We start from the raw sequence: 17650 nt of genomic DNA on the forward strand, positions 1-17650 counted from the left end.
ATCATTCAGTCATATAAACTGCTCACAACTGAACAGATCGTTCTTATTGTTCTGGACGGGCATTTTTTTATACGCAGCGTGGCCGTATCTTCATAACAGGCATTTACAGCCGATCATATAGCAAATATAGATGAGAAACGCACCGATGACTGCGTGGCCTCCTTTGATCCAGTTTGTCAGGATGAAAATACTGCTGATGAAGATCACTGCGCCGAAGGCACCGAATATTCCGTTTTTTTGAGCGGCTCTGAAATCGTCGGGGCTCATATTTTTCAGCTGCAAGTGAATATTCAGTAACGTCATGATCGGCAGCAATGTGATAACGCCTGATAAAAATAAGTATTTCGACTTGCTTAAATACGCGGCGGCCACCATAACGGTGCCGCCGATAAAAAATTGAATGAGAAAACTCATGCTGAAACGCTCACCTTCTGTTTGTTATCAAGTATAATGATGGAGACATTGCCATTTTATTTTTGATTGATGTATAAGTAAACTAAATATAACTAATGCATTGGATAATAAAGAATGATATCTGGGAGATGAAGCCGGTTGGATTTAAAGAAGCATTTAGCCTTTATTAAAACGGTAGAAAGCGGCAGCCTGACCCAAGCCGCTGCCATATTGAATTACACACAGCCGAACATCAGCCAAATGATCAGTAAATTAGAGGAAGAGTACGGTTTTCCGCTTTTGATCAGACAGCGGCATGGAGTGAGGCCCACCGCAAATGGCTTGAAAGTGTTACATATTATGAAGGAAATTCAAAAAAACTATGAAAAACTGTCTCAAACCGTTGATAATATTAATGGGTTAGAAAGAGGGGAAGTCCGGCTCGGCACTGTTACGAGCGTGGCGGTAAAATGGCTGCCGAAAATTTTGAGGGAATTTAATGAGCTGTATCCTTCTATTAAGGTGCATTTATTTGATGGAAATTCTACTGAGCTGGAACAATGGCTGAAAGATGACCGGATTGATGCGGCGATTGGGACATCCCACAGCGAGAAGTGGCATTTTTACCCGTTGGCCGAGGACCCGATTGTAGCGGTGATGAGCCCGCAGCATGAATTGGCGCAATATGAAACGGTTCCGTTACATGTCATGGAGTCCGTCAAATGTATCGTGCCTTATCCGGAGACACATTTTGATGTGCTGAAAGTGTTAAAGGAAGAAAAGATCACTCCGCGGGTCGCTTATCAAATCAGAGGGGATGAAGCGATTATTGCAATGGTGCGGAATAATCTGGGGATTAGCATCTTGCCGCAGCTTTTGGTGAATGATGGTGATGTGCTCATCAAACGGTTCGACCGGTATGTCTCCAGGCAGCTCGGCATTTTGACAGCTCATGCAAAGGAGACGCAGACACCTTCTGTCCAGAAACTGATTCAATGCATACAAGAATGGGTTGCGGTCCATCAGGCTTCTGCCTGAAGAAGCCTGATATGCGTTTAAGCCGGTTCAGGATAATAGACCAGCAATAAATATGTCATTGGTTCCGAGGAATGAAAATAACTGTGCGGCATCGCCCGAAGTCAGCACATGCTTTTCGTCATGAAGCTCAACCGTCAATTCACCGCTCTTGATTAAAATGATTCCTCTAAATGTGATTTTGTCTCATAGGCGCAGCCCGGCTTCAGGTCAACTATGCCTTGAAAACAAAAATTTGACCGTGACGGTGGTGAGCGGGGTTATTTTGATGTCGGGCTTTCGTCTGTTTATATAAAAAGGGCATCAACGGCACATGCTGTTGATGCTTTTTTTGAAATGCTAGGGTTTGGAGAGCACTTCAATTCCGACGTTGACCATTTTGTCCAGCCCCATAAAAGACAGGCAGATTTTGGCGCGTCTTTTTCTTTTATCGATTTTTTTAATAATGCCTTCCATTCCTTTAAGAGGCCCTGAGGCAACGGTTACTTTTGAATTTTCAATATAGACTTTTGAATAATCTACAGTGTCTCCTTCTCCGATCAGCCTGATAATAGGGAGGATTTCTTCATCCTTAATTGTCGTGAAATAGGTTTTGCGCTCTTTGGAATAATATGCTCCGTTATTCACGATTCTGCATGAAATGGGGAGTTCTTTGATTTTATGAAATGTCCGCTCTGTCATCTTTGTTTTAAACAGAACATATCCCGGAAACATCTTTTTGAGTGCCTCGTATTTAATTCCGGCTTTTCGTTCTGTGACTTTTTTCTTGGGTATGATTGAGTAGAGAGCCTGCTCATCAAACTGCAGACGCAGAAATTTTTGAACTGCTTCTTCTTTTCCCGACTCTACAAAAAGTGCGTACCATTTCATGACTGGATCCTCCTTAGAATAATAAGAAATTATTATACAAAGAAAGTATTTAATGGATAGTATTTAAAGTGATTAAAAATTTTTCTAATTCGTCTTTTTTTTACATAATATATGAAAATGAAAAATAAGTATAGACCCAATTGACAGAGAGGCGATGAATTTTCTTTGACATGAAAAGGGTTCAGGGAATTATCTGACATTTATCCCGAAACAATTATGCCGACTGTCCACCGAATATAAAACTGTGGAATAAATGTCAGAAAATAACGAAATAAAGCCTTGACATTATTATCTATAAATTGATATTATTCTCTTTAAATAGCAACTATTTGTTAAATTTATTAAATTAAAGTAAAGCACCTATTAAATTTCAATCGCTGTTTCGGCACGTTGAAGAGGAAATAGGGATTATAAAAATGATTGCAGTGTATATATCTACATATACATGATAAGGGAGAAGTGTGCCGTCATGGCTGTTTTCGGGCATATTGGCACTGCAGCTTGTCATGCGAAACATTCAGTAAACAAGCAAGATGTTTTAATATAAATTATGTTAGAAAAGGAAAACACAATGCGTTTGCGATTTTTAAACCTGTGCTGAATCGCAAACGCGTTTGTGTTTTTATTTTTATGGCGGTGTTTACACCAGTCAATATATGAAATAAGAGACGTTTTTGTATGGAGAACCACATGTGATGTACAAAATTGGCGATGGGGAAAGGATGAGGATAAGATGCTTACGTTTGTGTTCCCGGGGCAGGGTTCTCAATTTAAAGGAATGGGAGCTGGGCTGTTTGATGAATTTCAAGATCTGACACGTCAGGCTGATGACATATTAGGCTACTCTATAGAAGAATTGTGCCTGGAGGATCCGAATCATCAGCTGGGGAAAACGCAATTTACCCAGCCGGCGTTATATACGGTAAGTGCACTCAGTTATTTAAAGAAGATTAAAGAGTCCGGCAGAGAGCCCGATTACGCCGCAGGGCACAGTTTAGGAGAATATAATGCGTTATTTGCGGCCGGCTGCTTTGATTTTAAGACCGGTTTGCAGCTTGTGAAAAAAAGAGGGGAGCTCATGAGCAAGGCAGCTCCCGGAGGCATGGCGGCGGTTTTGGGGTTTACGGCTGAACAAGTAAAAGAGGTTCTATCCGATTATCATCTGACCGGCATTGATATCGCTAACCACAATTCACCTTCGCAAATTGTGATCGCCGGAACGAAACAAGACATTGAAAAAGCGGGCCCCGCCTTTGAAAAAGCCGGCGTGAGAATGTATCTTCCTTTAAATGTGAGCGGCGCCTTCCATTCCCGCTATATGAAAGATGCTGAAAAAGAGTTCGCGGATTATTTAGAAGAAACGGCGTTTTTGCCTCTTCGTTTTCCGGTGATCTCAAATCTTCATGCCGCACCTTATAAGAATGATGAAATCAAAACAAATCTGATTTTGCAAATGACCAATCAGGTAAAGTGGACGGACACGATACGCCGTCTGATGGGACTTGAAAATAATGAAATTGCAGAAGTCGGGCCCGGGGAAGTGCTGACAAAACTGACGCGGCAGATTAAAAAAGATGCCGTCCCATTACCAATGCCGAAAGAAGAGTCTGATACTGCTGATGTTAAAGCATCGGCAGCTGATTCCCAAAAAACGGCGGGAATGAGATTAGGGAACGAAGATTTTAAAAAAGATTATAACATCCAATATGCTTACATGACGGGCTCCATGTACAGGGGAATTGCTTCGGAACAGATGGTCATTAAAGCGGCAAAAGCGGGAATGCTGGGCTTTTTCGGAACGGGCGGATTGAGTATCGAACGGATCGGACAGGCCATCGGAACCATCCGGTCTGCACTGCGGCAAGGGGAAACATTCGGAATGAATCTTCTTCATCATATGATGTCACCTGACAAGGAAGTCAGAATGATAGATTTATATTTGAAAAACGGCATACATCTTATTGAAGCATCGGCATTTATGGGCATAACCCCGGCTCTCGTGATATACAGGGCAAAGGGATTAAGCAGGAATCATGACGGATCGGTGTCAGTCCAAAACAGAATCATCGCGAAAGTATCCCGGCCTGAAGTCGCTGAGGCCTTTCTGAATCCGGCTCCGGCTCATGTGCTGGAAAGACTTGTGTCTGACAATCGGCTGACAGCCGGGGAAGCGGCGCTTGCAAAAGAAATTCCGATGGCTGATGACATTTGCGTTGAAGCGGATTCAGGAGGGCATACCGACCAAGGGATTCCGTATACATTAATGCCTGCCATGATCAGACTCAGAGACCGCATGATGGAGAAGCACGGTTATGTGAAAAAAGTAAGAATCGGCGCAGCGGGCGGCATCGGCACTCCGGAAGCGGCTGCTGCCGCGTTTCTGCTCGGCGCCGAATTTATCGGAACCGGTTCTATTAATCAATGCACGGTCGAAGCCGGGACAAGTGATTCAGTGAAAGATCTGCTTCAGGAAGCGAACGTGCAGGATACGTCATACGCTCCCGCGGGAGATATGTTTGAAGCGGGAGCAAGGGTGCAGGTGCTGAAAAAAGGCCTGTTTTTCCCGGCAAGAGCCAATAAACTCTTTGACTTGTACAGACAATACAATTCTTTAGATGAAATAGATGAAAAAACGAAAACATTAATTGAAGATAAGTATTTCCAGCGCAGTTTTGAGGAAGTGTATGAGCAGTTGAAACGTGATAAATCTCCTGAACAGATCGCCAAAGCCGAACAGAATCCGAAACACAAAATGGCGATGGTATTTAAATGGTATTTTTCCCATACGACGAGGCTCGCTCTGGAAGGAAAAAGCGAAAGTAAAATAGATTACCAAATTCATTGCGGCCCTGCGCTCGGCGCGTTTAATCAATGGGTGAAAGGAACCCCTCTTGAAAATTGGAGAAACAGGCATGTCGACTTGATCGGCAAACAGCTCATGGAAGAAACAGCCGGCCTTCTTGCGCAAAGGCTGGTATCGATTACAGGCTGAGTATGACCAGACATTACATTTTTTCTGCGGAGGACTACCATGCTGATTGAAAATCATGAATTAACGATGAGCCATGTCGGATTAGGGAATTTGAATGAGTACGCGCTGCTGCTGTTATTCGGCAATGCACACAGTCACCATTTAACGGACGGAACGGGATTCCGGCCTGATCAGATGGCCGATCACCAAGGGCTGATTTTGTATCCGGCTTATTTTATGACACATCTCAAAGTTCCTTCAGATAAGCCTCTTGATCAGTACCGATTATGGGACGAGGTTTCCGTCGGAGTCGATATCTCCCGGTTTGGAGAAACCATATTAGAATCTGATTATTTGTTCGGGCCGAAAGGAGCGGTCAGCTCTGATAAAAGCGAGTGGGACCGGGGACGGTTTCCTTCTATGAAAGCCAATAGTTTAATTGTCGTTGACGTCACACAAACAGAAGGTTCGACGCGCAAAGTCTCAGCGCCGAAGGCTGAATGTATTGCGGAACTTTCTAAGCTAGCCAAGCCGCCTTACGCGCTGATGCGGTCAAAGAAAGTCAGAACGGACGCTTTCGGTATGAAGCCGGGAAACCTCAAAACAGCGGACCCCGTTTCATATCGGGTTCCTGTTGATCAGGATGCTGCGCCGGGGCATGCCATGGTGTTTGCGAAATTCAGCAAGATAATGGATGCGGCGGAATTTGAATGGATGACGCGCCGGTCGAAGCCGGGTTTTCCGGTTTCAATCGCGCGGCATTTATTTTTGCTTGAAAGAGAGACGTATTATTACGGAAATTGTTTTGCAGATGAAGAGCTTGATATTTATATGACGGGACACATTGAAGAATGCGATCCCGACTTTCACGGTGAGTCCCTCGGTATGATCTCAGTGGCGAAAATCAGCTATCAGATTGAAGTCTATATGAAAAGGAATCATACATTGCTGGCCATTTCCAAGGTGGATAAGCTGCTGGCGGTGCCGACCTCTTCACAAGATCATATTCCGGATTATAAACGGGTCATCAGAAGTTTATAAAATGAAGAATGGAGCTGAAAGCAAATGGAACAAACCAAGGAAATGAAGCAGATCATCGCTCAAATTATTCAGGATATTCAAGAACAGCAGTCATATCGGGCCGTCGAAGCGGGAGATGATGTGAGAGTCATAGAGGATCTGGGCTTCTCATCACTGGATATCGCTCAATTAGTCGCACAGATGGAGATGGAAACCGGAGTGGATCCTTTTTCCCAAGGAGAAACGATTTCCAGCATTACAACCGTCGGCAGCATTTGTGATATTTATCAAAAATACATGGACAGTGCTCAATCATGAAAACAGAAAGCAGGGGAGATATCAGCTGGGTGACTGATAAGCTTAGGGAAACGCAGGACAGTGAGTTTCTCATTTTTAAAGGGCAGACTTTTACGTATGATGATTTGCTGACACGAATCAGCTTTTTTCAGAAAGAACTTGAACAAAACGGAATACGTGAAGGAGAATGTGTGGCGCTTATCGGGGATTATTCCCCGAACGCCATTTTTTTGCTGATGGCGCTTTTGTTAAACCGAAATATCGTTGTCCCTCTCAGCAATGAATCAAGGGAAAAGCATCTCGATATGTTTGAAGACGCGAAAGTGAATCAAATCATTGAAATAAATGAAAATGACAGCTGGACGCTTCGTGAAGGTTCTGAAAGCGCCTCTCACCCTCTGCTTGATGACCTGCGCGAGAAAGGGGAGTCAGGCATTATTATTTTCACATCGGGAACCTCCGGCAAAAGCAAAGCATCCGTGTTAAGCGCCGGCCGGCTGCTTGAAAAATACAAAACGGCGAAGAGAAAACCGCTGCGTACGCTCATTTTTCTGAAATTGGATCATATAGGCGGCATTAATACGCTGTTTGCGATTCTGTTTAACGGGGGAACGATCGTCACATCAGACAGCAGAACGCCGGAGTCCGTTTATCAGGCGGTCGACAAATATGCTGTCCAAGTGCTCCCCGCCACCCCTACTTTTTTAAACATGCTGCTGATGTCCAAGGCGGATGCCGGCTATAACCTGTCTTCACTCCAGCTGATCACTTACGGCACAGAACCGATGCCCCAATCAACGCTGCGCGGCATTCACCGGCTGTTTCCGGATGTACGGCTGAAACAAACATACGGATTAACTGAACTGGGTATATTCTCAACGAAATCAAAAGACAGCCAATCCACTTGGATGAAAGTAGGCGGTGCCGGAACAGAGACCAAAATTACCGGAGGCACGCTTTGGGTCCGTTCTGAGTCGGCGATGCTCGGCTATTTAAACGCACCCTCACCTTTCGATGAAGACGGCTGGTACGACACCGGTGACCAGGTGGAAACAGACGGCGAATATATAAGAATTCTCGGAAGAAAGAGTGAAATCATTAATGTGGGCGGAGAGAAAGTGTTTCCGGCAGAGGTGGAAAGCGTCTTTCTGGAGATACCGAATGTCCGGGATGTTCTCATAACGGGCCGAAAAAATCCGATTACGGGCGAGATTGTCGCGGCAGAGGCCGTACTTGAAAAAGAGGAAGATATCAAATCTTTCAGAAAGCGGGCCGTAGCTCATTGCAGACAGAAGCTGCAGCCATATCAGATACCGCAGATCATCTCTGTTACAGATCGGAAACTGTCTAATGACCGATTTAAAAAAATAAGAAACGTGTAAAACAGGAGGCAAATATGAATAACGGAAAAGTAGCGGTCGTCAGCGGAGGTAGCCGGGGGCTCGGAAAAGCGATTGTACAGGCGCTTTTGGATGAGAATTACAAAGTAGCCGCTTTCAGCCGCAGTGAATCTGATTTTATTAACACATTGAGAGAGAGTGAAAAGTACCGTGACCGCTTTTATTGGGAAGCGGCGGATGCGGCGGATGATGCCGCCATGAAACAGTTTGTTCTTCAAGTATACCGCAAGTTTTCCAGAATAGACGGCTTGGTCAATAACGCCGGTTTGAACCTTGATCAGCTGCTGCCCCTGACCAATGATGAAGACATTGACCGCATCCTCAATCTGAATATCGGTTCAGTCATCAAGCTGACCCGAAACGTTTCCCGGGTCATGCTGAAACAAAATTCCGGATCAATCGTTAACATAAGCTCCATTATCGGTTCAAGAGGATTTAAAGGCACTTCAGTCTACAGCGCATCCAAAGCGGCTCTTGACGGCTTGACGCGAAGCCTGGCCAGGGAGCTCGGGTCCAAAGGAATCCGTGTCAATTCACTTGCGCCCGGTTTTGTGGACACCGATATGACGAAAAATATGCCGGAAAAACAAAAATCGCAGATTATCAGAAGGACGCCGATGGGGCGTTTAGGCGAAACAGACGATATGACCGGACTCGTTCGTTTTCTGCTTTCTCCTGAATCGTCCTTTATGACCGGACAGACAATGGCAATAGACGGCGGATTAACTTGTTAAAGCACAGAAAAATTCTTTTGTACAAGGGATGGTATCCTCATGAAATGTATTAACGAATTTTTAAGAACGGTAATAGCGGAAAAGCTGGGTGCCGAGGTGACCGAAGCAGAAGATAAAACCGCTTTTTTTACTCTTGGCGTGACGTCTCTCATCAGTGAAGAAATCATGACCATATTGCATAAAGAATTTACCGGCCTTTCTGAAACGCTGCTGTTTGAATATCCGAACATTGAGAAATTGAGTGAGTATTTAAGTGCGCAGAAACGAAATCCCGAAAGCGTTCTTGAATTCAAAGAAACGGAGCCTGATACGGGAAGCCGGCAGGAAGAAGAAGTGCTTCCTGTACAGGCGGCTGAAAAGGTGCCTGAACCGGGAACGGACAGGAGTTCTGATATTGCGGTTATCGGAATGAGCGGGATGTTTCCGAAAGCGGAAAACCAGCATGATTTTTGGGACAATTTAATGGAAAATAAAGATTGTGTCTCCGAAATCCCTGAGGACAGATGGGACAGCTCTTATTACTCGGAAGAGAAAACGGCAGAATACGCGTCATACAGTAAATGGGGAGGTTTTATTGATCGTCCGGATCGATTTGACCCGCTGTTTTTTTCTGTTTCCCCGTGGGAAGCTGATTTAATGGACCCTCAGCAAAAATTGTATGTTACGTGCTGCTGGGAAGCGATGGAGGATGCCGGTTACGGGAACCCGGCGGCGAGGCCGACGGATCAAATCGGTGTATTCGCCGGAGTGACCTGGAATGAATATTCATTAATTGCACACGAAGAAGGTTTCCTCAAAGATCAGTATAAAGGCCCCGGCTCCTTATATTGGGGCATTCCGAACCGGGTTTCTTATTTTCTTGATCTCCATGGGCCGAGCATCGCTGTTGATACGGCGTGTTCTTCATCGCTTGTCGCCGTCCATCAGGCTTGTCAGGCCATTATGTCGGGCGACTGTGAAATGGCGCTTGCCGGAGGCGTCAACCTCAGCTTACATCCGCAAAAATACATGTTTTTAAGCCAATCGCATTTTCTGTCTTCTGAAGGAAAATGCCGCAGCTTCGGTGAAGGCGGAGACGGTTACGTGCCCGGTGAAGGCGCGGGAGCCGTTTTGTTAAAACCATTGAAAAAAGCGATTGCGGACAACGACCACATCTACGGTGTCATTAAGGGGTCCGCCACTAATCACGGCGGCAAAACGACCGGGTATACGGTGCCGAATCCGGAAGCGCACCGGGACCTGATTTTATCCGCTATAAACAGAGCCGCGGTAAGTCCGGCGGATATCAGCTACATTGAAGCTCACGGTACCGGCACGGCACTCGGCGATCCGATTGAGATACGCGGTCTGTCTATGGCATTTGAGAAACAGACCGATGAGAAAAATGACTGCGGAATCGGCTCGGTGAAATCCAATATCGGACATTTGGAAGCGGCTGCAGGGATCGCCGGTTTAATCAAGGTGCTTTTAAGCATGAAACATGAAACGCTTCCCGCCAGTCTGCACGCCGAGGAACTGAACCGCAAGATTTCTTTTTCTGATTCGCCATTTTATGTCGTCCGAAACAATCGGCCGTGGCCGGCTGAAGGAGATAAACCGAGAATCGCCGCAATCAGTTCATTCGGCGCAGGAGGCTCTAATGCCCATCTGATCGTAGGTGCTTATCAGCCAAAACGGCAAGCGGACGGGAATACTGAGCAAAAACCGCATGCCGTCGTACTAAGCGCACATTCCGAACAGCAGCTGAAAGAATATGCCGGAAAATTGAGCTCCTTTCTTGCCCGATTGGAAAACTCGCCTTCTGCCGGCGGATACAGCCTGGAAAATATCGCTGCCACCCTATTGTCAGGCAGAGAGCCTTTCTCCTTCCGGCTTGCTGTCATTGCGTCATCCCTTCCCGAGCTGAAACAGCGATTGGACGGCTTTGTGAGCGGTCACAGCGGCGGCAGGCATATTTACTTCGGAAAAGCGTCAACCGGGCGGCCGGACGTTTCAGGCCAACCCGTTTCAGATCCTGAAAAATTTGCCGCGCTGTGGGTCAAAGGCCTTCAAGGTTTCAAAAAGCCGGAGACGCCGTATCAGAAAGTTCCGCTTCCTACGTATCCGTTTTTAAAGGAAACGTCCTGGCTGACCGACCAAAAAAAGCGGTATACGAAAAAGCCCCAATCTATCAAAAGGCGTGAAGCGCTGCATCCGCTGCTTGATGAGAATGTTTCATCCGCCCGGAAAGGGACGTTTCAAAAGATATTTTCCAAGGATGAATATTTCTTTAAAGATCATTTAGTGAACGAAAAATATGTGCTCCCCGGAGTCTGTCATCTTGAAATGGCGGCATACGGCGCGGCATTGTGGGGAGAACGCCCGGCCGTCTCTCTTCAAAATGTGTGGTATATGGAGCCGATTGTGACAGGGACAGACGCAAGATCCGTCATGATAGAGTTTGAAGCGGAAAAAGAGCGTATAAGCTATGTCATTAAGGAAAAAGGAGCGGACGGCACTCTCTTTTCGCAAGGAGAAGTGATTTGTAAAGAAAATGGAGCGTCGTTTGAGGCCCCGGTCTTTCAGCTTCCGGCGCCATTTGCGCAGAGAACGGAGCCGAAAGACATCTATCACTCGTTCTCTGAGGCGGGAATCGTGCAAAAAGACAGTTTTCAGGTCATCCGCGAATTCTCTTATACAGAAAGGAAAGCACTGGCCAAATTAACGCTCCCGTCACACTTGGAAGCGGATTTTAAACAGTACATCCTGCATCCGTCCTTACTGGATGGCGCTGTTCAAACTGCAATGGCGCATGTGCTGCAATTTCAAAAAGAGCCTGCGCTTATCGTACCGTTTTCCTTCGGAGAAATACAGCTGCTTAAACCGTTAGCGAAAACCGTATTTGTGCATGCGGAGGTAAAAGCGGCCTCCGTTCACCAATTTGATCTGCATATTTGTGATGAGCGCGGCGTGCTGCTGGCGGCAGTGAAAGATTTTATCATAAAAGAGGTGCAGGAAAGCGCCGGGTTTAACCAAAAAGCCGGCGTCATGCCGAAGAAAAGCCGTGAAACGGAATTGCTTATGACACCGGTTTGGAACACCGTCACCATTCCGGAAACCGGCATGTCTTTCATGCGTGAAGAAAAAATAATCGTCATCGGGGGCGGGCCGGATTTTCAGCAGGCTTTGAAAGAGATGTATTCCGATGTCCGTTTTCCGGACATCACTTCTTTGGACAGCGCGGAACAAATGGCTGAAACACTGAAAGCGCAAGGCTCTTTTCAACACATGATATGGGCGGCGCCGGATCATCCGATTCCATCCGTTTATGATGCGGATACGGCCGACGGACAGGAGCACGGGGTCATGCAGCTTTTCCGGCTGGTAAAATCGCTTCTGCTTCTGAATTTTGACACGGAACAACTATCATTGACAATCTGCACGTTTCAAGCACAGCCGATTCATGAACATGATGAGGTCAATCCGAGTCATGCAAGCATACACGGATTAGCGGGATCGCTCGCAAAAGAATACAGCAATTGGAGCATCCGGCTTCTTGATTTGGAATCTCAAAGGGGAGACCGGCATCTTCCCGATATCTTCTCTTTACCGGCGGACCCCGAGGGAAATCCGTGGGTCTTTCGTGCAGGTCAGTGGCACCGCCAGCAATTGGCCGTCTGCCAGCCTCATGCAGGTGAGCCTTCATTATACCGGCACGGCGGGGTTTATGTGATTGTCGGCGGAGCAGGCGGAATAGGAGAAGTATGGACTGAATATATGATTCAGACCTATCAGGCGAAAATTGTCTGGATCGGGAGACGGAAAAAAGATACACAGATTGAAAGAAAGCTGAAAAGACTTGCGGCTTTAGGTCCCGCACCGCAATATTTCAGCGCGGATGCTGCGGATTATGATTCTCTCAAGCGGGCGTATGACACCATTGTGAAGGAACATGGAAAGGTGCGCGGAATCATTCATTCCGCCATCGTGTTATCAGACCGGAGTTTTGCCAATATGGAAGAGGACCAGTTCCGCGCTTCACTTTCTGCAAAAACTGATGTCAGCTTGCAGATTGCCCGGGTAGCTGAAGGGGAACCGCTGGATTTCTTGCTGTTTTTCTCTTCGATGATGTCGTTTCAAAAAGCGCCGGGACAGAGCAATTATGCCGCCGGGTGCACGTTTAAAGACGCTTTTGCTAAGCGGATCTCACAAAAAGCGCCGTATGCCGTAAAGGTTGTCAATTGGGGCTTTTGGGGAAGTGTCGGCGTTGTCGCTTCAGAACAATACCGGAAACGGATGGAGCGGGACGGAATCGCTTCTATCGAGGCGCCCGAAGCGATGAAAACGCTGGAAACCCTGCTTTCGGGACCTTATGACCAGCTGGCGCTGATCAAAACGACAGATCCGGTTTTTATGAAAGATGATCTGAAAGAACAAGTAACGGTTTATCCGGAAAAGATTCCTTCCGCACTCGGACAATTAGCGGTTAACATCACGCAGAATGACGAAGCTGAGCGGGTAAAAGCATCAAATGTCATGAGCTGCATGAGAGAGATGGAATCCCTCATTGAAAAAATACTTGTATCAACCCTTTATGAGATGGGCGCAAGGCTTGATGAGACTTTGCCGTTATTTCAATCGGCTGCCGGCATAACGGAACAATACAGCAGATGGCTGAAAGAGAGCTTTGTCTTCCTGACTGAATTAGCGCTTGCTCCGGAAAAAACGGATCTAGGGGAGGTGTGGGAGGAATGGGAGCGGAAAAAAGAGACTTGGCTGCGCCGGAAAGACATGAGGGCGCATGTCAGATTGGCAGAAGAGACATTGCGTGTGCTTCCAGACATTTTAACCGGTAAGCTTCCGGCAACGGAAGTGATGTTCCCTGACTCCTCCTTCCGTCTTGTGGAAGGCATTTACCGCAATAATATCATTTCTGATTTTTTCAATGACAAGCTTGCTGACACATTGATTGCAGTTTTGCGGGAGCGTCTGGAAAAAGACCCGCAGGCGAAAATCCGCATTTTAGAAATCGGAGCCGGAACGGGCGGGACGAGCGCCGCGGTCATGAGAAAATTGAAACCGTATGAAGCGCATATTGCCGAATATTGTTTCACGGATATTTCTAAAGCATTTCTTTTACATGCAGAAGACATATTCGGTCCGGAATATCCTTATGTCACTTATAAAATATTCAACGCTGAGCAGCCGGTATCAACAGAAGCGCCGGACATCGGCACGTATGACGCAGTGATCGCGACCAATGTGCTTCATGCGACAAAAAATATCCGCTCTGCGCTGCGCCATGCGAAAGCAATGCTGCAAAAAAACGGCCAGCTGTTTATAAATGAGATCAACAGCCGCACCGTATTCAACCATGTGACGTTCGGCCTTCTTGAAGGCTGGTGGCTGTATGAGGATCATGATTTACGGATTCCGGGCTGTCCGGGAGTTGAGCCGGCCGGCTGGTCGGAAGCGCTTTCACTTGAAGGGTTCGTCCATCCTCTGTTTCCGGCTGAAGCCGCACACGACTTAGGCCAGCAGATTATAGCGGCTGAAAGTGACGGAACGGTCAGGCTTGCCCTCCCGCAGGCATCAGAAGAAAAACCGGAGCGCCGTCCGTATGACGCAGATGGTCTTTCGGATGATACATTGCATTTCAGCTTGAGAGAAAAAAGCGTTGAACTGATGAAGAAGGTAATCGGTGAAGCGCTTAAAGTGCCGGCGCATCGTCTTTTATCCCATGAACCTTTAACCGCATACGGATTGGATTCCATACTGGTCGTCAGACTGACCAACGCGTTAAAAGACGTCTTCGGTTCTGTCAGCAGCACTTTGTTTTTTGAATATCAAACCATTGATGAGCTTGCTGATTACTTTCTGTCTTCCCGTAAAGAAGCGCTCGAGCGGCAATTCGGGAATGGACGGGCTCATTCCGAAAACGCCGGACGGATGCAGGCTCCCGCAGAAAGCGCCGCGCCGATTCCAAACGTAAGGGAACGGGGCATCACATATCTGACGGAATTAATAGGAAAAACGCTGAAGATTCCGAGCGGGAGAATGGATCCGTCGGTTTCATTAACCGCATACGGTTTGGATTCTATTCTGGTCGTCAGGCTCACAAATGCTTTTCGTAACGTGTTTGACCAAATGACCAGCACCCTCTTTTTTGAATATCAGACGATAGAAGAAATCGCGGATTACCTTCTTCTTTCTCAGCGGGGAGCATTTATGAAAGCGATGGGTGTGCGTGAGGAGCAGCTGTCTGATCACACAGATAACCTGAATGTAATTCCTCAAAACGAGGAAGAAAGCAGGACAAACGGAGATCCCTATATCCAGGATATCGCTGTCATCGGTCTGTCAGGCCGGTATCCGGGCGCCGATCACGTTGATGAGCTGTGGGAAAATGTAAAAGCCGGCAGGCATTCTATTACAGAAGTGCCGAAAGATCGCTGGGACTGGAAAACGTTTTATAACGAGGAACGCGGAAAATGGGGGTCCATTTATTCAAAATGGGGCGGTTTCCTCGATGACATTGATAAATTTGATCCGCTGTTTTTCCGTATATCTCCCGCGGAAGCTGAAAGGATGGACCCGCAGGAAAGGTTGTTTCTGCAGACTGCTTATTCAAGCATTGAAGATGCGGGGTACACCCCGGCCACGCTTTGTGACAGCCGGAAAATCGGAGTCTTTGTCGGTGTGATGAACAGCAATTACCCGACAGTTCCCAGCGACTGGTCTATCGCAAACAGAGTATCGTTTTTGTTCAATTTTCAAGGGCCGAGTATGGCTGTGGATACAGCCTGTTCTTCTTCTTTAACAGCTGTCCATCTCGCTGCAGAAAGCCTGCGGAGCGGAATGAGTGAAACAGCGATTGCCGGCGGAGTCAATCTTATCGTTGATCCGGCTCACTATGAGCGGCTGTCCGCTTTTTCAATGCTGTCTCCCGGTGATAAATGCAAATCTTTCGGAGACAGGGCGGACGGTTTTGTTGACGGTGAAGGAGTAGGGGCGATTGTGTTAAAGCCGCTTGCTCAAGCGGAGAAAGACGGCGATCATATTTACGGCGTTATCAAAGGAAGCATGCTGAACGCAGCAGGCAGGACAAACGCTTATATGGTGCCGAATCCGAAAGCGCAGTTTGATCTGATCGCAGAGACGTTGAAACGGACAGACATTCACCCGAGAACGGTCAGTTACTTGGAAGCCCACGGAACGGGCACTGCGCTCGGTGATCCGATTGAAATCGACGGGTTAACGAAAGCTTTTCGCCTGACAACAGAAGACCGGCAGTTTTGTTCCATCGGTTCAATTAAATCAAATATCGGACATTTAGAAAGCGCTGCCGGGATTGCGGGAATCACCAAACTGCTTCTCCAATTGAAACATAAGAGGATTGCCCCTTCATTGCATGCGGCGGAATTGAATCCGAATATTGAGTTTGAGCACACTCCGTTTTTCGTACAGCAAAAAGAAACGGAATGGAAACGACCTGTCTTGAATATCACGGGTGAAATGAAGGAATATCCGAGAATTGCCGGTATTTCCTCTTTTGGAGCAGGAGGGGCAAACGCGCATATCATCATTCAGGAATATGTGCCGTCTGACAGCCTGAAACCAAGGGAAAACGCGTCTGTTTCTCCGCAAAAACCGGCTGTTATTATTTTATCAGCGCGAAATGAGCAGCAATTGACAGAGCGCGCCCGCCAGCTTCTGGATGATGTCATAAGAAAAAAACGTTCTGACGGGGATTTGGCCAAAATCGCTTACACGCTTCAGGCGGGAAGAGAACCGATGGCTGAGCGGCTTGCATTTACGGCCGAGTCGATAGAAGAACTGAAAATGAAGCTTATGAGTTTCTCAAACGATCATATCGAACATGCTCATATCTGGCGGGGCAGGACAGCCAAACATCATTCATTGGCGGCTTCGCTCACTTCTGATGAAGATATGGCGCTTACCATAAATGCCTGGCTGAAAAAAGGGAAATACGGAAAGCTGCTTGACCTTTGGGTTAAAGGACTTGACGTCGATTGGTCAGCTCTTTATCAGCGCAACCCGGGCCGCATCAGTCTCCCGGCTTATCCTTTTGCCAAAGACCGATATTGGGTCACAAAAGCTGATGTGTCACTTGACAAAACAGGATCAGCGGAAAGTGAGAAAGCAGCCAGACTTCACCCGCTGCTCCACGCGAATACATCGACCTTTACCGCCCAGCGCTTTACTTCTGTTTTTTCAGGGCGTGAACCGTTTTTTGCTGATCACATCGTCAATGGAAAACCGGTGCTTCCGGGCGCGGCTGCTTTAGAAATGGCCCGGGCCGCCGTTACACTTGCTGCTGAGGGCTTGCCGGGCGGGAAAGCGGGTGTCCGGCTCAAACAGATCGTTTGGCTCCGTCCGGTGACGGCGCTTTCTGAAGGCGTGACGCTTCATGTAAAGCTTCAGCCGGAAGAAAACGGAGACATCGCTTTTGAAGCGTATGCCGAAGGAGAAGAGCCGCTTGTCTTTTTCCAGGGAAAGGCCGTGCTCGAAGAGACGGAGCGTGCTCCTGTACTCGATGTGGAGGCGGTTCAGGCGCGCTGCGGCGGCCGGCGCATGTCAAAGGCTGAGTGTTATGAAGCATTCGACAGCCTCGGCATCACCTACGGACCGTCTCATCAGGCGCTTGACGCCGTCTATGCCGGAAGCGGAGAAGTGCTCGCGAAGCTCACTCTTCCGCCGTCCGCCCGCGAAGAAAAGGAGCCGTTCATCCTGCATCCGAGCATGCTGGACGCCGCCCTTCAGGCTTCTATCGGTCTCGTGCTCTCAGACGGTTCCGCGTCCGGACGGCCGTTTCTGCCGTTTGCCCTCCGGGATATGCAGGTGTTTTCTGCGTGCCGGGAGACGATGTGGGCGGTGCTTTCCTCAGCGGACGGCGCCTATCATATTGAGCTGTGTGATGAAAACGGCGA

9 protein-coding genes are annotated in these 17650 nt (G+C 47.4%); 7 read left to right on the forward strand and 2 right to left on the reverse strand.

Annotated elements, in window-relative coordinates; translation table 11 throughout:
• Positions 1-90: 90 nt before the first annotated feature.
• On the reverse strand, positions 91-414 hold the full coding sequence (locus AC2CGA_RS14660; RefSeq protein ID WP_003153252.1) for a GlpM family protein: 324 nt from the start codon (positions 412-414) through the stop codon (positions 91-93).
• A 138-nt stretch (positions 415-552) separates the two neighbouring features.
• Here AC2CGA_RS14660 and AC2CGA_RS14665 point away from each other — a divergent pair, with 138 nt between their 5' ends.
• Positions 553-1431 carry a LysR family transcriptional regulator gene (locus AC2CGA_RS14665; RefSeq protein ID WP_046341377.1) on the forward strand — a complete coding sequence of 293 codons (879 nt, stop codon included), beginning with the start codon at positions 553-555 and terminating at the stop codon, positions 1429-1431.
• A 336-nt stretch (positions 1432-1767) separates the two neighbouring features.
• On the opposite strand, the gene loaP is transcribed toward AC2CGA_RS14665, so the two are convergent.
• Positions 1768-2298 (reverse strand): antiterminator LoaP, encoded by a 531-nt coding sequence (gene loaP / locus AC2CGA_RS14670; RefSeq protein ID WP_003153257.1) that lies wholly within the window; start codon positions 2296-2298, stop codon positions 1768-1770.
• Between the two features lie 733 nt (positions 2299-3031).
• Here loaP and fabD point away from each other — a divergent pair.
• The 6 genes from fabD to AC2CGA_RS14700 form a co-directional block, all read left to right on the forward strand.
• Complete coding sequence (gene fabD / locus AC2CGA_RS14675) at positions 3032-5290, forward strand: ACP S-malonyltransferase (RefSeq protein ID WP_139885308.1); 2259 nt, start codon at positions 3032-3034, stop codon at positions 5288-5290.
• Between the two features lie 39 nt (positions 5291-5329).
• On the forward strand, positions 5330-6310 hold the full coding sequence (locus tag AC2CGA_RS14680) for an LnmK family bifunctional acyltransferase/decarboxylase (RefSeq protein ID WP_003153260.1): 981 nt from the start codon (positions 5330-5332) through the stop codon (positions 6308-6310).
• Between the two features lie 24 nt (positions 6311-6334).
• On the forward strand, positions 6335-6607 hold the full coding sequence (locus AC2CGA_RS14685) for an acyl carrier protein (RefSeq protein WP_003153264.1): 273 nt from the start codon (positions 6335-6337) through the stop codon (positions 6605-6607).
• On the forward strand, positions 6604-7968 hold the full coding sequence (locus AC2CGA_RS14690; RefSeq protein WP_003153266.1) for a long-chain fatty acid--CoA ligase: 1365 nt from the start codon (positions 6604-6606) through the stop codon (positions 7966-7968). The genes AC2CGA_RS14685 and AC2CGA_RS14690 overlap by 4 nt, the downstream gene beginning before the upstream one ends.
• A 14-nt stretch (positions 7969-7982) precedes the next feature.
• Positions 7983-8720: an SDR family oxidoreductase gene (locus AC2CGA_RS14695; RefSeq protein ID WP_003153268.1), complete on the forward strand. Its 738-nt coding sequence runs from the start codon at positions 7983-7985 to the stop codon at positions 8718-8720.
• Positions 8721-8759: 39 nt separating this feature from the next.
• A partial coding sequence (locus tag AC2CGA_RS14700) for an SDR family NAD(P)-dependent oxidoreductase (protein ID WP_484480220.1) occupies positions 8760-17650 on the forward strand: 8891 nt, incomplete at its 3' end.

The organism is Bacillus sp. SYZHCR11, from assembly GCF_057196865.1.